This window comes from Bdellovibrio bacteriovorus (assembly GCF_025558485.1).
In the GTDB taxonomy this organism is placed as follows: Bacteria; Bdellovibrionota; Bdellovibrionia; order Bdellovibrionales; family Bdellovibrionaceae; genus Bdellovibrio; species Bdellovibrio bacteriovorus_G.
The window spans coordinates 1,813,691-1,835,681 of sequence record NZ_CP102930.1; the positions used below are offsets into that span (position 1 = coordinate 1,813,691).

A 21,991-nucleotide genomic window follows, 5' to 3' on the forward strand; every position below is an offset into this window, starting at 1 on the left:
AAGCGTGGAACAGGGAAAGTCAAAAATCCTTATTTTAGAAGATGACGAGACGGTCAGAAACTCATTGAAAGAGATTCTGAGCCGCGCAGGTCATTCTGTCTTTACCGCCAGTCGGCCGGATGAAGCCAATGGTATTTTGGCGGCCAATGGTGGACTGGAGTTCCTGTTCTGTGACTGTCTGTTGCCGCAAATGACGGGGCTTGATTTCATCAAACAGGCTCGCGCCAATTATCCAGCGGCTAAATTTAAAGTCGTGCTGATGAGCGGTATTTACACGGATAAAGCCTTCATCCAGGAAGCCACGCAAAGCACTCAGGCAGTGGCTTTCATGAAAAAGCCCTTCGATATGGAGCAGGTGCTTAAAATCGTGAAGAAGGAAGAGGCACCTCGTCGCGAGGAATCCACCGCGCGTAAAAAGCTCTATCAGATGTTTGCCAATCCGACTGTGACCAATCGTCAGAAACGAAAAGTCATTGAGTCCATTGAGGAAGTCAGCGGTTTCGATCTGCCTTTCCTTTATTCTCTTTTGGTGGAAACCAAAAGTAGTGGTTATTTGAATATCTATAATGCCGATGGTTCAGTATCCGGTATTTCCTTCTGTAACGGAAATATCGTGGGTGTGGATGTGGATGATCGCACCACCTTCCTGGGTGAGATGTTGATTCAAAGCGGTTATGCGACCCCGAAAGACGTGCAGGAAGCCCTGCGCGACAAGAACAATCGTAAGATCGGGAACTACCTGATTCAGAACAATCAGCTTAGCCCCCATGCGTTTGATTTGATCCTGATGGAGCAAATGAACATCCGTCTGGTGCGCACCATCGTGGATCAGAAAATCCGCGTGAACTTTGCCTCTGCCGAAGTGGAGATGAGCAATCCAAGCATTGATGCCGACACACTGTCTTATTATTTGCATGACTGGATCGCCTCGAAGATTTCTGTCAACTGGCTGAAGTCCCTTTATGTGATGTGGGCGGGGAATATCATCGTGAAAAGTCCGACTTTCCGTGATGATCATCCGGCATTGACCATGTCTTTGGTAAAATCTTTGGAAGGCCTGACTGTGAAACTGAACAATCAGGTCACGCTGACGCAGCTTTTGGAAATCAAAGGCTATAGCGAAGTGGCGGTTTACAAGGCCATTCATTTCCTTTTGACCAAGGGGCTTGTGGTCTTTGCACAAAAGGCGGCATTTGCCAATCCGGCAGAACAGCTTAAAGTCATTCGTAAAATCCATTCTGAACTGGAACGCAAAAATTCTTATGAGATCGTGGCTTATATGGAAACCGGAACCGGTGGCGCTTCCACAGAATCCATTCTGTCCGACTTTATGAGTCTGTTGGGGGAAGAGCCTTCCGACAGCGCATCCGAGATTTATTCCTACTGGCACAAGGTTCGGGCTTTGGCTGAAGAGGCGGTCAACGCCTCCAAGGACAGCAACAAGATCGACCAGTTCCGCCAGGCCAGCCAGCGTTCTGAAGCAGAGGCAAAACTGAAAGCCACTTCTTTGATGGAAGAGGTGAAAAAAGCCCTGCAGTACACTCAGTTTGCCAAGGCTTTGGAGATTCTGAGCGAAGTGGCCACTTTGAATCCGCAAATGCATCAGCTTCACTTGTACAGTGCCTGGGCTAAGCTCGGTTCAGTCGATATGAGCAAAAAGCAATTTGTTCTGAAGGAAGTGGAGCTGGAGCTTTTACAGGTTCCGCCAGATGAACGCTATGACACCCTTTTCCCGTTCGTGATTGGTCTGTTTAATAAGATCAAAGGCGACGTCGTCGCTGCCCGCAAATCCTTCGAGAAGAGTGTGGCCCTTGATCCGTCCTTTATTCCTGCAAGACGCGAGATCTCTATTTTGAGTTCGCAGAATAAGAAGCAGGATGTCTTTAATATGGACCTGAAACAAGCCATCTCCGGCTTCTTCAAGAAGCGATGAAAACGGCCCATCCGACTGCGTTGTCGGGGGACCGCTTTCGCTTCGACGTGCTTGGAGCACGCCTGCGCTTCAGCGGAACCCCTCCGCCTTGCGGCTGAACCGTTTTGATCGCTTCTTTTCCTCGATATTTTGTTGGCTGGTTGCGGGCTTTGCCCGCAACTCCGCGGTCTTGGCTTGTTGGTGGCTTTGCCACAACTCGCGTGCCAGCGGGGAGTTTTTTCGAGAGGGATGATTAAACTTTTTACGATAAATTGAACATTCGGGGATTGTTTTTTTTAGTGTCGAATTGTTAGTGGGTCGTCTTAATCATAATGACCCGATTGTGCTAAAAGTATGGAGATTTCTGCTTGCACTTGCCAACATTAATTCTAAGCAAGCAAGGAGTCGCCGATGAACTACGGAAGAATCTTACTGCCCCTGGGGTTATTAGTTCTAGCAGGATGTCAGAAAAATTCGTTAGGTGAAGGTTCAGAAACGATGGAAGCCGCTTCCGCATGTGTGGGAACAGTTTCCAAGTCCACTTCGGATGAATTAACCATTGTGGGTGAGTCAGCAGCAGAGGCCGGAAGCGCTGTCAGCTACTCCTTAAATCAGGCCGGTAACTGTATCAACGGTCAGAATGTGACCTGGAAAGCCGCTGGTTCCAATCGCCTGCGCACCAGTTCTGCCGGTGCCACGTCGGTGTTTAAACTTGCCGGATCTTATGTTGTCACTGCTCAGGAAAAGACCTCTTCTTCTGATGCACAGGTGGCATCTATTATAACCACGGTTGTAAATCAGGAACTGGAAGTGGCGGGGCCACAAGCCGGATTCGTTTTCAATCCGCTGCGTTTTGAATTGATTGTTCCTTCCGATGTTCAGGTCCAATCCGTGTCCTGGGACTTTGGCGATGGTTCGGCTTTGGGAACATCCAATGCCGTGGAACACGCATTTAATAACGAAGGCACTTATCAAATGAAGGTCACCGTGACTCAGGCTGATGGTAAGGTCAGCAACCTGACTCACCGGGTGAATGTTCTTATGTATATGGACGGTGCGGCTTGCGTGGAGCAACTGGCGATTTCCGGTGCCAGCGAGGCCAAGGTGAACGTGGCAACAGCCATGCACGTTTTCCTGCCGCAATGTCTGGTTGATAAAGTGGGTGCCATCCGCTGGAACTTTGGTGATGGAGGTGCGGCATCCAATCAGTCTGTGACTCACGCTTATACAGCAGTCGGCAGTTATCATGTGACGGCGACGTTGTACCTGGGCAGCAGTCAGGAACCTTGGGTGATGTTGGATCACGACATTCGCGTGATCGAGGATCTGGTGATTGATCCGGAGCCGGAAGTTCCCGTGGACCCAATGGCTTGTACCGAACAGGGTGCGACCCGTGAATCCCAGGGCGAACTTTCCTCTGAGGAAGTGGCCTGCGGTTTGAATGGCAAGAAAACAGTTTCTTACCGCGAGCGTATCAAAGAAGAATGTAAACTTGTGGTTGAAAAACTGACCTGGGTTGAAGTTTCCCGTAACAAAGAAGTGACCAACGAAGGTGAATGTCAGGGACAATCCTGTCAGCTTCCTGATGGCAGCATCCTGCCGGATGGTGGCAGCAAAGTGATGTATTCCACATCCACTCCGGTGAACTCCTGTTCCTCTGTCAGTGAAACACGCACTTGCAGTAACGGTGTTCTGTCCGGTTCTGCGACTCACACTCAAGTAATCTGTCATGAGGGCTGCGGCAGCTTCGGTTCTCACGGTACTGTGAAAACGGGCGTGGTGACAGGCGAAGTGAAAGTTCCGTTGAAATGCTCTTTCAATGAAGAGGGCTTCTTCGATCTTTATACAGAGATTTCTGATCAGACTTGTACTGATGGCAGCATTGTAAGTTCCAACACACGTCAAGGCACCATGAAAGAAGCCGGTAAATGCCCGGTTTATAAATATGTTCCGACGGAGCAGTTCACAGCTTGTACGGCAGATTGTGGTGGTAAGCAGAACCGCATCTTTATCTGTGTGGATGACAAAGGCACGCAGGTGGACAATGTTCGCTGTGCCGATCAAACCATGCCGGTGGAAGAGCGTCTGTGTGATGCCAACCCTGAAGCTGTGCGCAGTCAAAGCTCCACAACAACTTTGGAAGAAGCCAACAGTTCCTCCAAATGTCCGGCCAATCAGATTGGTGTGATCGTTAAGACCCGCGAAGTGGTGACCACTAAAACCTTCGCTTGTATTGACCACTCCGTTCAGTTGGAAAGTGAAGTGGCGGTTCCGGGTGCCTGGGTAGAGGAAAAATACTGCCGTGATTATGTGGCTCGCCGTTGTTCGCAGGACAGCTTGAGCAACACGGAAGCCAAAGGTCGCTATGACTGGATGGTAAAATGTCAGGATCAACTGCCTGTTATCAAAGAATTCCTGACAAGTTTTGCTGATGTGAAGGTCTCTGTCGGCGGTAAAAAAGTGGGTCTGGGCTCTTCCGGTCAGGAACTGTATGCGACCTTCATGGATCGCGCATACAATCCTGAAAGACCATGGATCGCTCCGAAGAAATCCAATGCGCCGTGCACGATGCCAGCAACAGCTTATGTGGCAACTGTCTGCGTATCATCCTGTGCAACACCAGAACAGCAGATTTTGGCGGAAGACGTCGTTAGCAAAAAATTGAAATACATGTCCTTCATTGATGCCTTCACTCAGCAGACGGCTAATGTTGGAACCATGCAGTCCGCGGATTCTTTGAATAAGAATGCGGTTGTTAAAACGAAAGTGGATCAATGGGTGACAGAGCTGGTGGATGGCACTCACGAAATTCTGGTGTTCAAAATGAAATCCGGTCGAGAGCTGCGTGTGACCAAAAACCATCCGATTCTGGATAAGGACGGGTCGATGAAGGTGGCCGAAGAGTTCAAAGTGGGTGAGGCGCTGGTTCAAAGCGGCGGCACTTTGGACCCAATCGTGTCCATCAACGAGATCAGCTACTACGGTAAGGTGTATAATCTCTTTGTTCAGTCCAATGCACCTCATAAAAATGTGGTGCTGATCAATGGCTACCTGAATGGCACGGCGTTCTTCCAGAATGCCGGTGCGAAAGAGATGAACAGAACCATCTTCCGTAACAACATGACTCGCGGAGTGTTTGGAAAATGAGAACAAGAACGCTGATTATCCTGTCGGTGTCCCTGACGTGTGTGGGTATTGGTTTGACCATGTACTCGAATTCACGAAAAGCCCCCGAATCGGAGTCCCAAGCGACTCCGGTTCGCGAGGAGGCACCGGCAGTCAGTCCGATTGAGAATGAAAAAGAACAGGCCGTGGCTGCGGGGGAAATAAAAACTCCCGCGGCTGGCGTTGCCAAACCTGAAATCATCGCGGTGTGGAAAGATTATAAATACAGCCGGGATTTGCAGAAGTACACGGATCTGGGAAAAAAGGCCATCTTGCTGGAACCCGATAAGCTGGTAAAACGCCGTCTGTTGAAGGATGAAAATTTCCTGCGCAGTCTGGAAACCCTGATGAAGACCGCGCCGGTGGACGAAGCTTCACAGGCCATGCAAAACTCCGCACTGGATTTTGTTTTTGAGTCTTTGAACACGGATATGCGTCAGGTTGCCATTGAGGTTCTGAAAAATGTGGTTGCAGATCCCACCGTGGAAAACACGGCGGTGAATGAAATGGATCGCAAGGTTCTGGCGGGAGTGAAAGCCGAGGCGCTGTATCAGTGGTCAGCCGTGGACCCTTCCGCAGAAAGAAGCATCAACGGCCTGTTGCCGGGCCCGGTTAGTGAAAAGATCTGGGTGAACGTCAAAAAGCAACAGGACAGCAATCTGGGGGAATCAGCAATGCTGCAAGCTTCCCAGCAGCAGTAATTCTTAACGAACCCCTGCCGGTGTATTGGGAGCTGCCGGAGCCGGGGGCGCCGTCCGTTGTGGCGCTTTCAAATTCAAGCCTTTGATTTTTTCAATAACGGCTTTTCCCCAGTTGGCCGAATCACCCGGGCCATAGTGAATTCCATCAGACTTTCCAGAAGGGTATTGGGTCAGCTTGGTAGAGTCGATAAAATGGCATTGATTCTTGTCGGCCAGAGCTTTGATCGTCGCCACCCCACTTTGCAGGTTTTTGCTAAACGGTGTCTTGGCCAGATCCGGAGGCCCCACCCAGACACATTCAGAGCCTTGTGCGCGGATGGCTTTCATCATGCTTTCGATATGCTTCTTTTCAGAATTGATATTCCCGGTGCTGCCCAGGATATTCGTGCCCAGGGTGATCACTGTCAGTTGAGGGCGCAGACTTTTCAGCTCGGCATTGAAAGAGGGCAGCTTGTGACTTTTCACGCGGGTTTCGCGGTCGGCGGCATTTTTCTTCCAGAAGCCACAGTTGGTGGATTTAAAGTTGGCGGACGTTGTTGTCCATGTTGACGGCGAGGACCCGCAACTGGAAAAGGAAGTCACCTGTTTGGCTGTGGCGCGAAAATGAGAATCCAAAACCTCGCCGTATTTGCCATAAGCATGGGAATCGCCCAGCAGCAGAACCCGGTCCAAGGATTCCGCGAAAGCGGGGATGGCGATGAAAGTCAAAAGTCCCAGTAGCAGATTTTTTTTCATGAAAGGTCCTTTTAGAATTTCCAGAACAAACTTGTTCCCAAACCGATTTGCATTTCTTCTTTGGCCGCCGCCGGATCGAATTTATATTCATTCAGATCCAGTCCATAACGCCAGAACCACTGATTGGAAAGCTGCACGTAGGCCTGTGCCTTTAGAACATAGGCGGACTTGATTTTAAAATCACTTCCGGAAGATCCGGCGTAATACTGCAACTTCAGCTCAGACCAGTCCATCAGGGATTTGAACCAGCGATGGGGCTTATTGATCAGGAAGGCTCCGACCCCGAACGCATTGGCACTGGCGCTTTCCCCCTGAATCATCTGCAGAGGCAGAGACAGACCCCATGAAGCATCGACCAGATTAAAGCCCTCGTGCGCGCGCCACAAAAGTTCCACCGTGGTCAAATCCACCTTGGCATAGTCGTCATTTTCCATCAGCTGTTGCTGACGTTCCAAAGCCAGTCCCCAGTGGAAACGGGACCAGTCCGCATTGATCCACATAAAGTTCTCAATCCACCATTGGAATTCCAAAGTGCCATAGGCCACACCGGCCGGAGTTTGATAGCGTCCCCCCAAACCCAGTCCAAACGGCTGACCACGGAAAACATCATTACCCACGACAAAGTTATGTCCGTCCGCTGCAACATTCAGATAACGGCGGTTTTCCACACCGGCCGGAATATCCTGAACAGTCCATACGAACTGATTTTTTCTGGACATCTCAAGGTGGGCCTCTTTATCACTTTCCGGAACTTTGACGGCGACTCCGGCAGGGGCCACACCATTAAAGCTCAGTGACGAGGAATAAGTCCTGACTGCGGAACGGGATGACAGGTAGGGACGGTTTTTTTCCCGTGGCAATTGACCCCGGATATAGAACTCCTGTCGCATCGGGATGTCGCCATCGCCCTTCAGGAAAAGAACGGGGCGGGATTTTGGAAGTGAAATCTGCCATTCGGTTTCCGAGATCTTTTTAACCTTCTTCTCATCGACCGGCTCCGCTCCGGAGGCGGTCAGAATCAGGCGTTCGTTGTCATCAGAAACCACGATGTCTTTGAAATCGACATCTTTCTTGCGGGTTTCAATTTCCAGAAAAGCCCCGCTGCGAGTGGCGGCTCTGAAGGCGACGTTTTCGCTGCGGTCATTCAGATAGATGATCCCCTGATTGCCCACCACCTTGCCGTTAATTTCGATCTGCGCGGGCTTCTTGGTGCTGGAACGGGATTTGACCAGCATCTGGCCCTGCTGAGAACTCAGATAAAGTTCATTCGAGCACAGGTACAGTCGCGTTTCTTCGCTTTCACGATAAATGCAGAAAACCATAAAGGGCAGATACTTCATGTCGTCAACCAAAGAGGTTTCGACCTCGTCCACGACAAAGTCCGCTTTTTCCGAACGCAGACCTTCTTCGTCATTGCTGACGCCGGCGGCAGAGATTTTAACGTTGTCCTTGTTCAGGACCGCATTGAAGATGGCTTTGCCGGAATTGTTTTTAATTGCCAGTTCGCCTTCCTTGATAAGACCCGCAGGCCAGGTGAAGCGAATGCGATAGGCACCTTTTTTTTCCGTAGAAGGTTCAATCTGAAAGGTCACTTCGGTGGTATCAATCAGAATATCGCCGACTTTCAGACGGTCTTCATCCATCAGCGTATATTCAAAACGTTGTGGAAGAACCTGCAAATTATTTTTATCCGCCTGGAAATACAAAGGCTTTAATTTGCTGGAACGGGTTTGTGCCAAAGATGCGGTCGTGGAAAGCATGCACAGCAAAGAGAGCAAAAACAGTTTCATTACAAAAGCTCCTTTTTGATTTCTTCCGCACTTTTGTGGGCCATGATGGCGCGAATAACGGCCAAAGAAGTCGTCATTTTGGAAAGGAAATCCTCGTTGTGAGTGATCACCACGCGACGAGGGTGACCATTCCAGGCATCCTTGATACGGCTGTTTAAATCCCAGGCTTCCTGAAAAGTTTCTGTGCGGATTGGATTGGAAGCGTCATAGTAATCTGCTGAAGCGGTGTCGAGATGAATCACCCAGTCGTAGCGTGCCAGTTCCTTTTCCTTGGTGGTGTTCAGGGCAGTGAAGAAGTCCACCGGTGCGGAACTGGGCCAGTAGGCGGCACTGTCCAAAGAGCCACGGTCACAAACGATCAGATTTTTCTGACTGACATAAGAAATCATCGCTTCAAGTTCAAACTGCGTGGCATAGATCGCGCGCTGGGCATGGACCACGGTTTGGGGGTCTTTGTAACGCGGAAAACCACCGCGATACAGAATACTGGCGGCCTCAGGAACGATGGCACAACGCTGGCCCAGCTCTTTTTTCAGAGCTTCGATAAGTGTTGTTTTTCCCCCTGAAGGGCCCCCGGTGATAGCGACTTTAACTGATGAATCCATATCACTATGGTCCCCAATAACCGGGCATGAGGTCAAAATAAAAAACTGTTTCAGAGCATGTAACGCAGTCTGAAGGCAATTTTGTACAGAATTCGTGTCAGCCAGGAAGGAGCGGCGAAATCTTTCTCTGAAACGGCATTGGAATGACTGACATCTGTTTGCCATTGGGTCAGCATGCTGTGAAGGCTGGCGTGGTCGTTCAAAATGGCTTCGACCTCCAGGTCATGAATAAAGCTGCGGTGATTCAGGTTGAAAGAACCAATGAAAACCTCGTCGTCGATGATCATGGTTTTGGCGTGCAGAATGGACTTCTGATACTCGAAAATCGGAATTCGACGCTGTAACAGAAAGCGGACAATATAAAAAGCCGCCCACTTGACCAATGGCACGTCGGATTTTCCGGGGATCAGCAGTTGCACATCAACCCCGCGTCGGGAGGCCTTCATCAGGGCTCGCAGCAGGGATCTTCGCGGCAGAAAATAGGCCGTGGTCAGATAGACCCGCGACCGGGCATGGGTCAGACGGCGCAGCAGATCGCGATACAGTTTGCGGCGCAGTCGTTGGGTGGTGTTCAGGCGCAATACTTCTTTGGCGGGGTCTTCGTTCAGCTTCCAGCGTCCCACCCAGCTTAGCAGGCCTTTCATGAAGGTGCGCAAATAGGAAATCTGAAAAGCCAGCACCAGTCGTTTGACAGGTTCACCCTCCACCCAAACGCCGGTGTCGCGCCACGCGTTTTCGCCAACGAAGCTTGCGCAGTGAACTTGAGTGAAGTTCAAACTGCCAAGATAGGCGCGGGTTTCATCAATGATGGTGATCTTGCGGTGGGTTCGACGGTTGACCCGGCGAAACAGCAAAGAACCGCGCACAGAATATTTCAGAACAAACTGATGGGCCCACAGCAAGGGATAAGGCAGCGGGTGAAACACGCGCAGCTCCAGTCCATTTTCGGTGCAGAAGCGATCCAAAAACGGGATCGAGGTATAAGATCCAAAGCCATCAACCACCAGCTTCACCGTGCAGCCGCGTTCCCGGGCATTTTTCAATTCGGCAAGAATGGTTTTGGTCAGTTTGTCTTCTGCAAAGATGTAGGATTCAATAGTGACGCTGCGACGAGCCTGTCTTATATCTTGAGTGAGACTATGGAAGTAGTCGTCACCGTTGTAGAATATTTGAGCTTGGCTCCATGACTCCATATGTCGCAATTGTTCAATAATTTATTAAAAAAGTCGACAGCAAAGCGCGGGGGAGGGCACACTCACTTTATGGCATTAAGCAACATAAATAATCTGAAGAGAGTTCTGGTCGGTGGCCTTTTGACGTTGGGGTTCTGCGGAGCAACATGGGCTCATGCGGCTCTTCCATCTGCGAAGACGACGGTGATCTATTTTGGACAAAACAAAGCGGAAGACTTTGAATTGAAGGTGAAGCCTGTTTTTGCTGACTTTGTGAAGTCCTGCAAAAGCTGTGAGATCCTGAACTATACCCCTTATACAAAAACCGGTGAAGTGGATATGGAATCCCTGCAAGAGCGCGTGGAATCCCTGCCGGATGGTACCAGTTTCGTATTTTTTGATTTCAACATGAAAACCAACGACACCAATAAAGAGTTGGTGGATGTTCTGAATAAAAAGGCCGATTCCGGTCTGGTGATTGTCGGTGCAGCCGGAGGCCCGCGCGCCTCTGAAGCTTCCAGTCCGTTAAGCCGTACCATCCTGGGGCAGATTCATGGCGCTTTGATTATTGGTGAACTGGGTGAAAGAGACCGTCTGTTCCCGGTGATTGGTTTCTATGGTCCGGAGATGTTAACCGCTTTGCGCGCGCCCAGAGATTTGGTTGGACAGGGCTACAGCCCGCTGATCTTTACCGCGAATCTGGCCAGCAATTGGCAAAAGCGTTCTTCTTCCGAATGGGTTGAACACTTCCGTATGAAGAAAATGAAAACCCGCAAGCTATGGTTGGACTTGGGTGATTTGTTCTAAAAATTAGCGTCCTGGAAACAAGACCACACGATCCCGGTATTCTGCCGGGATTTTTTGTTTCAGAAGGTGCAAGGCTTCTCTGTCGGAATATCTGCTGGACGCATGAATCAAAACAATCTTTTCGCTTTCGATGTCCTTAAGGCGCGGAACGATTTCGTCAATATGGGTGTGGCCCCAGGTGCGCGCATGTTCGATGCTTTTCTTTTCATCCAGATAGGTGGCTTCCAAAAATAAAATCCTGGACTGGCGAATCCACGGGCGGGAATCCAGAAACTCAATCTGGGTGTCTCCGGTAAAGCTGACCACTGGGATGTGGGAAACCTCGTTGACCTCAATGCCCTGACGGCGCAGATCCACGATTTCCTCTTGCGTGTAACCCAGATAGTCTTTTTTTAGTTTTTTATGAATCTCAAAAAGAGTGTAACCGTAGGACTCAATGCGATGGGTGGTCGGGAAGACCTTGATATAGCATTGGGCATTCAGGGGGATTTCGTCATCGGCCTGGACTGCCACAAACTCGTAGTTGTATTGATGGTCTTCGATCTTTTCCCAGATCTTCATGATTTGATCCAGTGGCTCCACCAAAGACCCCGGCATATAGAACTTGCCCGGAGGCTGCGAAGTCATGGCTTTTTGCGAGATGATGTAAGGAATCCCAGCCGCATGATCAAGATGGCCATGAGAGATAAAGAACTGCTTTAAGTTTAAAAGAAACGGGTAGCCCTGAGCCACGTCGAAGCTCAAAGAGAGTTCGGGCATGGAAATCGCTGTACGGATACCCGACAGCGACAGCCCATGGAATTTATATTTGCTGTGATTCCAGCTCTCTCCGGCTTGAACTGACATAACTACATGCAGCGAGCCACAAGGTCGTGGCCGATCCAGGCAACAGGATTTTTTGGCTTCCAGGAATCGTGAAGCATCACATAGCCACAAGACTTAAAGACCACTTCGCTGAGAACCGCCGTGATCAGGTTTTTCGGATCTTTGTGCAGATCGAAAAGATGGTCAGAGCAGGACAGCATGTATTCCATCTGGTCCTTGCGGGAATGTTGAGGCCACTGTGCAAAGTTTGTGAACTCCAAAGTCAGTGGATTCGTCAGATAGTCATCGGCGAACTTGATGATTTGCGCAAAGGTCACGTCGTCTTTCAAAAGCTCCTGACAGGCTTTCAGGGCCTGCTCTGCGTGAGTCTTGTCTCCGGCGTCTTTTTGGATAGCTGCAAGTAAAGGATAAAGTGATACTTCAACCCCTTGGAAGACGGAGCTGGAGTTTGTCAGAATCTCCGGGCAGTTGTAAACGCAGCAGTGAACACCTTGTTTGGCGAAGTTTTCAGCATGTTTTTCCAAGGCCATCTTAGCCCAGCCCTGGAAGTAACAAGTGTAAGTCTGCCATTTGTATTCCCCGCGGATCAGGATTTCAGTGCCGTGGTAGCCGTAGGCTGTATAAGAAACGTGAGCTCCCTGGCTTTCCAGTTTCTGGCGCAAAGGCGTGGAAAGTTCGACAAGGTGACGGAATGTTTCCGCAGTCACTTCCTTGAAGCTTTTTAGGCAAAGCTGACCGATTTGGGAATCCATCAGGGTTTTGGAGGAAATATGACGATCCCCGGTTCCTTTGGAAACGCGGTTTAAGACCGGCATGATCACTTTAGTGCGTGGAACGCCGCCCGCCATTAAGTGCGCAAACAGAACGTTGGCACCCGCTGGAATGTGCTGTTCAAGTTCTTTAAGGAACTGTTCGGTGTTTTTTCTGAATCTGGCAACGCCGTTTTTCTCGGATTCTTCAATGGAAGCCCAGTCCAATTGGACCTGTTCCCATTCGCTCATTTTAACACCTTCAAGTTGCGAGCATGGAGTCACACCTTTGGAGTCCGGCTCCAGGTCAAAGCCAGCTTCTAAAGGGATATTGATGAATGGAGCCGGGATGTTTGCAGATTCTTCCGCCGTCAAAGGGCGCAGGCTTCCGTCTTTTTCGCGGCGACCTACAGTGGCGCGAACGATTGTCATGCCACGGCGTTCAGCCTCTTCAACCAAACCGTTGGCATAGCCGCGCGTGAAAAGCTCTCCAAACAATACAAGGACATCGCCTTTTTTGTAGGGGCTCAAAGCCGGTTTTTCTTTAAGAGGGAAAAGTTGCGTCATAAATACCTCACAATATAGCCACACATACTTGTCCGGCCCCCTTTATGGGTCAAGTTTTTTGTCGGTGCGCCTTCCTGCTCGTGCCTTGTAAAAAAGGATGCCACGATGTACAAATTAAGTGCTTCAGGAGGATGCGGTGCGAGTTGTAAGTATGGTTCCGTCATGGACCGAAACGCTGTTAAAAGCCGGAGTGCAGGTTGTTGGCCGCACGCGCTTTTGCATTCATCCGCCTAAAATGATCACCAACATTCCCATTGTCGGTGGCACCAAGGAAGTTTCCTGGGATCTGGTCATGGATTTGAAGCCGGATCTGGTGCTGTTGGATCAAGAGGAAAACCCGCTAGAAATGGCCGAAGAATGTCCGGTGCCTTATCTGGCGACCCATGTTTCCTCTTTACCGACACTGCAAAAAGAACTGGCGCGTTTGGGAGAACACTTTGAAAATCCGGCCTTGATGGAAATGGCTGTGGAGGCCTTGGATCTTGTCGAGGCCCCACCGTTAAAATGGGATTTGCAAAAGATCCCGGGTTTTCTGGAGTGGGTCCGTCCGCCTTCGCGACATTACGAAGAGGTTCTGTATCTGATCTGGAAAAAGCCCTGGATGACAGTCAGCCGCGAAACCTACATCGGTTCGGTGCTGGAAAAATTAGGTGCTAAAGTCGTAAGCTTCCCGGAAGGTGATAAGTATCCGGTGATTGAGATTGAGGACTTCAAAGACGCCTTCGCTTTATTTTCATCCGAACCTTTTCCCTTTCAGAAAAAAATCATGGATCTGAAGGCGATGGACATTGATGGGGCCGTCGTGAATGGGGAATCTTATTCCTGGTTTGGCGTCCGCAGTCTGGAGTTTCTAAAAGAAGCTTACGCGAAGAATTCATAGACAGATCATCCTGTTAAGATACAATTAAAACTCGTGATTTCATGAATGAATTCTTAGTGGAAGGATCTGCACGTTATGGAAATGTCTTCTTGGGCGTCCCGGCTCTTATGGGCGGCTTTAGCAACTCTTCTGGCAACATCTTGCGCTGAAAAAAGTCAGGCACCAGAGTCTTTGACCCTTAAAATGATGCGCATGCAGGCCGAGGCCAATTATCAGTCTGAACTACCCCAGAAGGATCTTCGTCAGGTCAAAGATGTGCATCGCGTGGCCTTTGTGTGCTGTGCTTTGCAGGATCAGGAACAAAAGTTGTGGACCCAGGTGGCAGCAAGTCAGCCGGATGTCGTGGTGTTCACTGGCAACTCGGTCAGTTCTGTTCGCTATGACGAAAAGCCTTTGTCTGCGCAATACAAAAAAATGGATCAGATTGCAGAATACCGCGATCTTCGCAACAAGGTTCCTTTCATGGCGGTATGGGATGAACTGGATTTCGGTATTCGTAATGGCGATTCCGCGTTTCAGGGTAAAAGTGAAAACCGTCAGGCTTTTTTGGACTATTGGAAGTACATCGGAAAACTTCAGCCTGCGTCGGTCAAAGGGGTGGAACATTCTGTAATTCTGGGGGCGCCGGGGAAACGTGTGCAGTTTATCATGCTGGACACACGCTTCTATGCGACGCCATGGCTGGATGCCGGTGTGGACGGGGAGTTTAAAAAGAACTGGAACAAATCCGATTCTTTGCTGGGACCAGCCCAGTGGACTTGGCTGGAGTCAGAGCTTCGTAAAGAGGCCGAATATCGCGTGATCGTATCCCCGCTGCAAATGGCAGCAAATTCCGGCGGCTGGGAACGCTGGGGCTTATTCCCGTTGGATCGTCAAAAATTCTTTGATACTTTGCGCGCGACGAAAGCTAACAAAGTCGTGATCGTCAGTGGCAATCGTGGTTTTGGCTCTTTGGCCAAAGTGGATCTGCTGGAAGGCTATGGACCGCTGTATGATATGACAGTGGGGCCTTTGAATGGTGCCACTGAAAATCGTGAAGAGGACTTCCACTATGTGGGTAAAGCGGTTTCTGCCACGAATTTCGGCCTGATCGAATGGGACTGGAAAAAGAAGACTGTGAAGCTGAAACTGATGGATGAAAATAACCAAGTGGTTGAGTCGTTGGGTTTGAGTCTTTAGGAAATACAAGATTAATGGTTTAAGAGGACCCACAACTTTAAAAGGTTGTGGGTCCTGGTAATTTTTCAATAGATTTCTATTACTTCATCAAGTGCATGCCCGGGTAAGACGGTGCGGGCATCTGGAACAGTTGCTCCATCATTTTCGTGGCTTGAGTCTGAGGGTCTTCCTCTTTCGCAGAACCTGTTGGCATTCCGAAGCTGCCTTTCATTGCCAGAACAAAGCGGTTGAAATCCTGAGTCGAACGCAAAGCCAGGAAGAAATTTCTGTTGCGAGCGTCCCCGGCGTCCTGCATTTGGCTGGAGCTGGTTTCCTGAGCGATCAGATAATAATTTTCCGTAATATCCACTGGCTTGGCGCTGACAACACCCTCACACAACATGATGCCGCGAGTGACAGCCTGACCTTTTTCATCGTCAGTCAGACGATGATTCAGGACGTTGATATAATCACGGCGGCCAAACCAGGATTTGGTGTCCTTTATGAACAATGTCGGATTCATGCGAACCACCACACATTGTTCATATTTATTCACGCGCACCTTGAAGATGTTCTGCTGCACGGTCATGGACGTTGAACTGTTCACAGAAACAGAGTTTCCGGTTGTTTTATTTTCAGAAACACCCCATTGCATGGTGTAACCCAAATCCACACCCAAAGAAACCAGATCCAGGAACTTCTTGGACAGACCCACTTTGGCGCTGATGCTGGTGGAGCGGCTGGAGTAGTTCGATGTGGATGCGCTTAATGAGAAGCTTGTTCCCACCGAAAGTCCCTGATTCAGACCTTTCAGGTACTGCATGCCACCGACTTCTTTTGCTACCAGATGCTTTTCGACCTGGAAGAATTTCGCCGGATTTTTACGAGTCATGCCCATGCAATCCAGACCGAAAGCGGTTTTGGTCTGATCATTAATCGCGCCACCCTTGGTTTGGAACATGGCCTTACCCAGATAGTCTGTGGACCAGAACGCACATAGCTTTTCTGCTGTGGCCGGGGAAAGGGTTCCTGTTGCCATCAGTCCCTGCAAATCGGCTTTGGTGATTTGTAAACGGTCTGTGATGGTCGATGTGATTCCCAGCGCTTTCAACAGCGGGCGGGCGGCATCGACCTGATTCATGTTGATCAGATTCAGGTTGTTTTCCTTCGCGAAGATCTCTTTCTGTGCACGAGCCTGGATTTTTTGTTTGATGGTCGCTTTGACTTTCAAACCGTCCGCCACGATGCGGGAAATAATATTCTTCTGGGAGGTGTTATTTTCTCCCTGACCTTTTAGAAGGAATGCGCTGATTGCCGAAGCGTCCATAATTCTAAGAGGTCTTGTGGATTCGTCGATATTCAATGTGATTGGGCCGATATAAGTCGGATTTTCCAAAGTGGAGGCTGTGTCAATCGCAGAGTCCACGGACTGGGAAGCATCCTTCAGGCGGATTTCCTCCTTGTCTACAATCACCTTGGATTCATCCACCGGATGGATTTCAACCAAAATGTTATTGCGGTTCCCCAGGGATTTTAGATCCTGAGTCTGGAAAGTGATGTCCGTATTGATCAGACCATTCATCACGTTGACGAAACGATCTGCGGACGCCACGTAAGTGTTTTGCTGATCGTAGTCGCGATTTTGCACAATGGCGATTTTCATCAGGTAAACGCCGTCACGCAGACGCTGAGTTTCAGAACGACCATTGGAAAGACTGGAGTAGATCAACAGGCGTGGGTCCATTTTGAACTGAACTCGTTTGGTCACGGTCAGATTCAGTTCGTTGTCGATGGCATACTTATAAGACAGCGTGTTGTAGGTGAAGCTGTCCAGCATCACCTGGGACCGCGGGCGGCTTTCCTGAGAGCAGCTTAGAACCAGCTTTTCTGTGGTATCCACATAACGCATGTCACGAGCCACGGCACTGGAGGCCTCCCAAGGGTTGACAATCAGATCCAGCTTTTCGCTCATACCCAGATCGCTGTTTTCAATCTGTACATGACCTGTGATGTAGTGCTGGCAATCGAAGTAGTTAAACGTGATGCTTTCATCCCAGTTCAGGCAGGAGTTATTGTCCGTTTTCAAAGTCACCGTGCGGGCGGCTTCATCCGCGGACTGACGGAACTTGGTAATCGTGAAAGTGTGCGCACGGGTGTTCTTCTGATCCAGACCGTTTTTAACACAGGCGCGGATGTTATAGAAGATTTCGCGAGTGGAAGTGGTTTCCTTACCCACGCGGATATAGCGGAATTCCATTTGGGATACTTCGATTTTTGGTTTCTGATAAGTGTCCTGATCCATTGTGCCGCTTTTGTTCACTTGCGATACTTCGTTCATCTGGGCATTTACGTACTCAGACAATTTGAAGTCCTTGGTCTGCGCCACGATTGTGTTTAGTTTAAGGAAGGATGCGCCCTTAACCTGATCGTATTCGCCCAGGAAGTAAAGACCTTCAAAATCCAACAGACCTTTAGGGCCATTGACCGGCTGTAAGTTCAGGCCCAGCATCAACTGACCACGCGTTGGCAGCGCCGTCAGGTGCAGAGGTGCTTTGATGGCCAGAGAACCATTTTCCATTTTGATGTCCAGTGTTTCTGACACAGTCATCAAACGGCGCACTTCTTTATTGTCGTGCTGATAGATATGAATCAACTGCATTTTGGCCTTGAAGGAGCCCGCGGTCAGAGGACGCAGGAAGATTTCGCCATTCATTTTGGTCATTTGAATAGAGGCGTTCGGGCGCATTTCAACAACCAAGGTGATACCGTCCGACGTCATTTTTTGTTCTGTCACGAATAAACGACCATCTTCCACCCAAAGAGGGCGGCGGGCTTCGGTGCTGCCATCGTTGGACAGGCCTTTAAGGGCCATTTTTCCTTGTGCCTGATTGTCCACCAGACGTGGAATGTTATTGCCATCATCAGGATTCAAAACCGGAGTCAGGTTTTCACCGTGAGACCACGGGTTGATGGCAAAGGCCACTTTCTGAGTGCCTCTGTGTATGCCAGTGCCTTTGATGGTTCTTTCGATACGGATGTATTGGGATTCCGCCAGGAAGTTGAAGTTCACGCGTTCGGCCCAGGTCAGGCAACCTGCTTTGTCGGTGGTAACTTGTTTTTCAACTTCTTCCACGATGAAAGTGTGACCAGCCACGATCTTATCGAAGGCCACGTCTTTGATACATGCCTGAAGGTTGAAAACTTTGGAATCGGGCAGGGCAAAGGTGCCATTCACGGAAACTTCCAAAGCTTTGGATTTATCCGCCATTGGCTGGGCTGTGAATGTCGCAGCACTGCCGCCCAGGCTTTCTTTCTGCTGTGGGGTGGGCAGGTTACATCCCGCTAAAGACAGGGCGTAAAGACCTAGAAGAGCTTTAAGAAGGGTGGTCTTAGAGATTTGCATAGGATGTCTCCAGCTTAATCATCAAAGTCTTTTCGCGTGATTGAGGTTCCCGTTGAAACATGACTTCGGCATCGGTGTATTTCACGCCGACGTTGAAGCCTTCTTTTTTAAAGGCCAGATAGCTTTCAGCGGAATAACCAACACGGTTGGTTTCAAAGCTGGAAGCGTTGAAGTAGGCCACTGCCGCTTCCGGAGCGATGGAGAAGTAGCTGCCTTCCACCACCAGATCCGTGTTTTTGCTGAAATGAATTTTCCCCGCAAGGAAATAGCGGGTGGCGGTGTTTTGATCAGATGGAGCTTTTTGATTTTGCAGGTATTCCGCACCGACTTTCACATCCAAAAGACTGAAGACCGGGAATTCCAGCTCTGTGGAAGCCTCAATCCCTTCGTATTTGTACATAAAGGCATATTGAGCCTCAGAGATTTTTTCCACTTCGTTCCCCAGCAGATTGGATTTTTGCGCTACTGCAGAAGGCAGATTGTTGTAAATGAAATAACCCGCAGATGCTTTCCAGTACAGATTGCGAGCCGCCTGCCACTGGAACTTCAGGGAGGCTGTGTTCAGGGACGGAGTCGCCTCCAGATCCTTGGTGTTTGTACTTAAAGATGTGGAGGTCGGGATCGCCGTTTCCACTCCCAGAGTGGTTTTGGTGTCACCCAGTTTCATCAGGCCTTCCATGCGAGCGGCCGGGAAAGCAATACTGTCCACCAGAATGTCTGTGTGCATGTGGTGCTGATTCAAAGCCCCGGCAGACAGGCGCAGGAAGGACGCCGGCAGATAATGAGCTGCCGCTTGATTTAAAATGATCTTGTTTTCAGCTTTATCCGCGCCATCCACAGACTGAGTCTGGCCGGATTGCAGGCGCAAGGACGGTTGAATGTCCAGTTGAAGGGTGCGATGTAAAAGATATTTAGCTTTGATATCCGTGCGAATATCCACAAGTTTAGCCTGGCTGCGGTCGTCGTGGATGTCTGAACCCTGAAGGCGCAGTCTCCATTCGGCGGAAAAGCGGCTTTGCTCTTTTGTCTCAGGCAATACAGTACTGATCTGACCTTGCGCCCATGTCTGCGCAGTCAGTATCAAAGTGAGACAAAGTGTTGAAATCGCCGTTCTTCTCATGCCAACCCCATTACCTACCCAGAATCATTTCAAGTTCCGTGCGCGGTTTTAGGGGGACCATTTCAAAGATATAAGACTTAATAGAAAGGCCTTCGACAGTGTGCCCTCAATTGTCACCTGCGAGGTTTTTTCATTTTATGAAGGAAATCTTAGCGATAGACCTGTTTACAGGCCTGTTCACACCCTTGGGTGTCTCTTTGGGATTCGCCGAATTGAGCACCCCGGCGAGTGGCTTCATAGTCGTCTTCATCAAAATGAGTTTTCACATTGCAGTCGGTGATGTCGCGATCTTCCTTCAGCCAGCCCACGTAGTCCGCAGTGGTAAAACTGGTTTCCTGAGAAATGCGACACCCCATATAGCAATGTGCCAGTTTGTCAGACCCCATACGTTCGGCTTTGTTTTTTTCATTCTTGTAGATCTTGTAGGCCTTGATCAAAGAAAATGGATTTCCGGTCCCGGGATTGCGTTGGGCCCAGGCCTCACGAACGGAGTTGTATTCATCTTCGCTTTGAAAAACCTGACGAGTGACGGGATTTTTTTCTTTCTGATAGCACAGAGGGTCCTGAGCTTGCGCCAGACTGGAAAAACCAAGAATCAGAAGGAAGAAAATTTTTTGCATAAGGCAAGACCATAACAGAAGGCACCGGAATGCTTCCCGTGAAAGTTTCGCAAGGAAAGAATTTTCCAAAGAGGTGCCGCTTTACGGCAGTGAAATCTTCACCACAGATGTGCAGTTCTGGCAGATTTCTGTGTGCTCTTCCAAAAACGGGGATTTCTTAATTGTTACGGGCTGTTTGCACTGCGGGCAGTTCACAGTGCCGGAAAGAATTTCCTGTTTGACCTTGCGGGCGCGAAAAGCCAGATAGGCCCCCATGAAAAAGAACAAAGGCACCAGGACAAAATGCACAACCGGCAACAACACACTGACGATGGCAAGCCCCCAGAAAAGCCCCAGTTGCTTCAGTGATTTTTGCAGCACCTCGCGCGGGGAAAAACTGCGAATTTCGGCTGTGCCGTATTCGATTTTATCGAAGTTGCTGTTGGCGATAGCCTGAATTTTGGTGGTGCTCATGGTTGGTTTCCTCCGTAGTATTCATGGGGAACTTTTAAGCCGCGACGAACGATCTTTTCAGTCATGATCGTGTTTTTCATCGTGGTCAAAGAGATAAGATACGCGATAGAGCAGCATCCCAGCAAGGGAACAAGTCCCACCGGCTGCTTTGTGCCTTCCAGCGCAAATAGAACCGAGGCCAGTAGGGCACGGGAAGAACCGGCAAACAGTGCCGCCATGCCGATCAAAGCCATCGTGCTTGTGTCAGTGTGCATTTCCGGGAAATAAGTTGCCAGAAAAGTTCCCACCAGAAAACCGAAAGCAGATCCCAGAGTCAGAATCGGAGCCAGAGTTCCTCCTGAAGTTCCGCTTCCCAAAGCCAGGGACCATGCCAAAAACTTCCAGAAGAAAATACTAAAGGCCGCGCCGACAGTCAGTGTTCCGGCCAGGCTGAGCGTGATATTGTCATACCCCACACCCAGTGCGCGGGGTTCCAGCAAACCGATCACGCCCACGGCCAATCCACCCAATGCTGGCCACCACATCCAATGCAAGGGAACATGTTCAAACATGTCCTCAACCCAGTAAACGGATTTGGTCACAATCACTGCCAAAACACCTGTTAAGGCGCCAAAAATCAGATAGACAAAAAGACTGCGCATGTCCGGCATCACCAGATTGGGCATCACGAAGAAAGCATTTGTCGTATCCATAAAAACAGTGCGCAAAGTTGCTGCGACCACAGTTGCCAAAGCCACCGGCACGAAGGATTTCGGACGATATTCAAACAACAACAACTCAATCGCCAACAGCACTGCCGCCAGTGGAGTTCCAAAGATTGCGGTCATCCCCGCAGCAGCACCAGAGGCCAGAATAATTTTTCGTTCATAAGGACTGACGGGAACGATTTGCCCCAGCCATGACCCCAAAGCGCCCCCGGTGGCGATGATCGGGCCTTCGGCACCGAACGGACCACCTGAGCCAATGGCGATGGCAGATGAAATGGGTTTTAGGAAAGTGATACGACGGGGAATGCGGCTTTCTTTTTGAAGAATGTTTTCCATCGCCTCGGGAATACCGTGACCGCGAATGCTGGCAGAGCCAAACTTTGCCATGACTCCGACAATCAAGCCCCCAATGGCAGGAACGACAATCGCCAAAAGTCCCAGATTATTCTGGGCCGGTGAACTTTCATGCAAAGAGAACGTCTGATAGTAAAACAGGTTGGTGCAGAAGTTGATGCCCAGCAAAAGCAGGTGTGCGATGCCTACGCTGGCGACCGCGACGGCGCAGCTAAGAGTGCAAATAAGAAGGATACGGCGACGACGACTGAGTTCTTGGGATGACACG

The 21,991-nt window shown here is 49.7% G+C and carries 17 protein-coding genes; 6 read left to right on the forward strand and 11 right to left on the reverse strand.

What is annotated here, in order from left to right; all coding sequences use genetic code 11:
• Positions 1–4: 4 nt before the first annotated feature.
• The 3 genes from EZJ49_RS08955 to EZJ49_RS08965 all read left to right on the forward strand — a co-directional run bounded on the left by EZJ49_RS08955 (position 5) and on the right by EZJ49_RS08965 (position 5,778).
• Entirely contained in the window at positions 5–1,933 is a 1,929-nt protein-coding gene (locus EZJ49_RS08955) for a response regulator (protein ID WP_262551712.1), read from the forward strand.
• A gap of 390 nt (positions 1,934–2,323) precedes the next feature.
• The gene (locus EZJ49_RS08960) at positions 2,324–5,059 is read left to right on the forward strand and encodes a PKD domain-containing protein (RefSeq protein ID WP_262551713.1); all 2,736 of its coding nucleotides are present in this window, start codon (positions 2,324–2,326) and stop codon (positions 5,057–5,059) included.
• The gene (locus tag EZJ49_RS08965; protein WP_262551714.1) at positions 5,056–5,778 is read left to right on the forward strand and encodes a hypothetical protein; all 723 of its coding nucleotides are present in this window, start codon (positions 5,056–5,058) and stop codon (positions 5,776–5,778) included. Before EZJ49_RS08960 ends, EZJ49_RS08965 begins: the two co-directional genes overlap by 4 nt.
• Positions 5,779–5,781: 3 nt before the next feature.
• Here the strand turns inward: EZJ49_RS08965 and EZJ49_RS08970 are convergent, their stop codons facing one another.
• Genes EZJ49_RS08970 through EZJ49_RS08985 form a run of 4 tightly spaced genes read right to left on the reverse strand, consistent with a single transcriptional unit; the run spans position 5,782 to position 10,101 of the window.
• Positions 5,782–6,513 (reverse strand): SGNH/GDSL hydrolase family protein, encoded by a 732-nt coding sequence (locus tag EZJ49_RS08970; protein WP_262551715.1) that lies wholly within the window; start codon positions 6,511–6,513, stop codon positions 5,782–5,784.
• An 11-nt stretch (positions 6,514–6,524) separates the two neighbouring features.
• A complete protein-coding gene (locus EZJ49_RS08975) occupies positions 6,525–8,303 on the reverse strand; it encodes a hypothetical protein (protein ID WP_262551716.1) in 1,779 nt (592 codons plus the stop codon).
• Positions 8,303–8,908 (reverse strand): ATP-binding protein, encoded by a 606-nt coding sequence (locus tag EZJ49_RS08980; protein ID WP_262551717.1) that lies wholly within the window; start codon positions 8,906–8,908, stop codon positions 8,303–8,305. Before EZJ49_RS08980 ends, EZJ49_RS08975 begins: the two co-directional genes overlap by 1 nt.
• A 50-nt stretch (positions 8,909–8,958) precedes the next feature.
• The gene (locus EZJ49_RS08985) at positions 8,959–10,101 is read right to left on the reverse strand and encodes a phospholipase D-like domain-containing protein (protein WP_262551718.1); all 1,143 of its coding nucleotides are present in this window, start codon (positions 10,099–10,101) and stop codon (positions 8,959–8,961) included.
• A 69-nt stretch (positions 10,102–10,170) separates the two neighbouring features.
• Here EZJ49_RS08985 and EZJ49_RS08990 point away from each other — a divergent pair, with 69 nt between their 5' ends.
• Positions 10,171–10,887, forward strand: coding sequence for a hypothetical protein (locus tag EZJ49_RS08990; RefSeq protein ID WP_262551719.1), 717 nt, complete (start codon positions 10,171–10,173; stop codon positions 10,885–10,887).
• Between the two features lie 3 nt (positions 10,888–10,890).
• Here the strand turns inward: EZJ49_RS08990 and EZJ49_RS08995 are convergent, their stop codons facing one another.
• Together EZJ49_RS08995 and EZJ49_RS09000 are read right to left on the reverse strand one after the other, a co-directional pair.
• Positions 10,891–11,733 carry an MBL fold metallo-hydrolase gene (locus EZJ49_RS08995; protein ID WP_262551721.1) on the reverse strand — a complete coding sequence of 281 codons (843 nt, stop codon included), beginning with the start codon at positions 11,731–11,733 and terminating at the stop codon, positions 10,891–10,893.
• A gap of 2 nt (positions 11,734–11,735) precedes the next feature.
• Positions 11,736–13,028 (reverse strand): enoyl-acyl carrier protein reductase FabMG, encoded by a 1,293-nt coding sequence (locus EZJ49_RS09000; RefSeq protein WP_262551723.1) that lies wholly within the window; start codon positions 13,026–13,028, stop codon positions 11,736–11,738.
• 136 nt (positions 13,029–13,164) lie between these two features.
• On the opposite strand from EZJ49_RS09000, the gene EZJ49_RS09005 reads away from it, so the two are divergent.
• Together EZJ49_RS09005 and EZJ49_RS09010 are read left to right on the forward strand one after the other, a co-directional pair.
• On the forward strand, positions 13,165–13,908 hold the full coding sequence (locus EZJ49_RS09005; RefSeq protein WP_262551724.1) for a helical backbone metal receptor: 744 nt from the start codon (positions 13,165–13,167) through the stop codon (positions 13,906–13,908).
• 75 nt (positions 13,909–13,983) lie between these two features.
• Positions 13,984–15,087: an alkaline phosphatase D family protein gene (locus EZJ49_RS09010; protein WP_262551725.1), complete on the forward strand. Its 1,104-nt coding sequence runs from the start codon at positions 13,984–13,986 to the stop codon at positions 15,085–15,087.
• 79 nt (positions 15,088–15,166) lie between these two features.
• On the opposite strand, the gene EZJ49_RS09015 is transcribed toward EZJ49_RS09010, so the two are convergent.
• From EZJ49_RS09015 to EZJ49_RS09035, 5 genes are all read right to left on the reverse strand, one after another.
• Complete coding sequence (locus tag EZJ49_RS09015; RefSeq protein WP_262551726.1) at positions 15,167–18,469, reverse strand: hypothetical protein; 3,303 nt, start codon at positions 18,467–18,469, stop codon at positions 15,167–15,169.
• The gene (locus tag EZJ49_RS09020) at positions 18,456–19,589 is read right to left on the reverse strand and encodes a hypothetical protein (protein WP_262551727.1); all 1,134 of its coding nucleotides are present in this window, start codon (positions 19,587–19,589) and stop codon (positions 18,456–18,458) included. The genes EZJ49_RS09015 and EZJ49_RS09020 overlap by 14 nt, the downstream gene beginning before the upstream one ends.
• Positions 19,590–19,738: 149 nt before the next feature.
• Positions 19,739–20,209 carry a hypothetical protein gene (locus EZJ49_RS09025; protein ID WP_262551728.1) on the reverse strand — a complete coding sequence of 157 codons (471 nt, stop codon included), beginning with the start codon at positions 20,207–20,209 and terminating at the stop codon, positions 19,739–19,741.
• A gap of 81 nt (positions 20,210–20,290) precedes the next feature.
• Positions 20,291–20,662: a hypothetical protein gene (locus EZJ49_RS09030; protein ID WP_262551729.1), complete on the reverse strand. Its 372-nt coding sequence runs from the start codon at positions 20,660–20,662 to the stop codon at positions 20,291–20,293.
• Positions 20,659–21,990 (reverse strand): chloride channel protein, encoded by a 1,332-nt coding sequence (locus EZJ49_RS09035; RefSeq protein WP_262551730.1) that lies wholly within the window; start codon positions 21,988–21,990, stop codon positions 20,659–20,661. Before EZJ49_RS09035 ends, EZJ49_RS09030 begins: the two co-directional genes overlap by 4 nt.
• Position 21,991: the final 1 nt, after the last annotated feature.

Bases quoted from the DNA above. Each gene is read 5' to 3' on its own strand.
- EZJ49_RS08960 (WP_262551713.1), top strand. From the start codon at position 2,324: ATGAACTACGGAAGAATCTTACTGCCCCTGGGGTTATTAGTTCTAGCA.
- EZJ49_RS08965 (WP_262551714.1), top strand. From the start codon at position 5,056: ATGAGAACAAGAACGCTGATTATCCTGTCGGTGTCCCTGACGTGTGTG.
- EZJ49_RS08970 (WP_262551715.1), bottom strand. From the start codon at position 6,513: ATGAAAAAAAATCTGCTACTGGGACTTTTGACTTTCATCGCCATCCCC.
- EZJ49_RS08975 (WP_262551716.1), bottom strand. From the start codon at position 8,303: ATGAAACTGTTTTTGCTCTCTTTGCTGTGCATGCTTTCCACGACCGCA.
- EZJ49_RS08980 (WP_262551717.1), bottom strand. From the start codon at position 8,908: ATGGATTCATCAGTTAAAGTCGCTATCACCGGGGGCCCTTCAGGGGGA.
- EZJ49_RS08985 (WP_262551718.1), bottom strand. From the start codon at position 10,101: ATGGAGTCATGGAGCCAAGCTCAAATATTCTACAACGGTGACGACTAC.
- EZJ49_RS08990 (WP_262551719.1), top strand. From the start codon at position 10,171: ATGGCATTAAGCAACATAAATAATCTGAAGAGAGTTCTGGTCGGTGGC.
- EZJ49_RS08995 (WP_262551721.1), bottom strand. From the start codon at position 11,733: ATGTCAGTTCAAGCCGGAGAGAGCTGGAATCACAGCAAATATAAATTC.
- EZJ49_RS09000 (WP_262551723.1), bottom strand. From the start codon at position 13,028: ATGACGCAACTTTTCCCTCTTAAAGAAAAACCGGCTTTGAGCCCCTAC.
- EZJ49_RS09010 (WP_262551725.1), top strand. From the start codon at position 13,984: ATGGAAATGTCTTCTTGGGCGTCCCGGCTCTTATGGGCGGCTTTAGCA.
- EZJ49_RS09015 (WP_262551726.1), bottom strand. From the start codon at position 18,469: ATGCAAATCTCTAAGACCACCCTTCTTAAAGCTCTTCTAGGTCTTTAC.
- EZJ49_RS09020 (WP_262551727.1), bottom strand. From the start codon at position 19,589: ATGAGAAGAACGGCGATTTCAACACTTTGTCTCACTTTGATACTGACT.
- EZJ49_RS09025 (WP_262551728.1), bottom strand. From the start codon at position 20,209: ATGCAAAAAATTTTCTTCCTTCTGATTCTTGGTTTTTCCAGTCTGGCG.
- EZJ49_RS09030 (WP_262551729.1), bottom strand. From the start codon at position 20,662: ATGAGCACCACCAAAATTCAGGCTATCGCCAACAGCAACTTCGATAAA.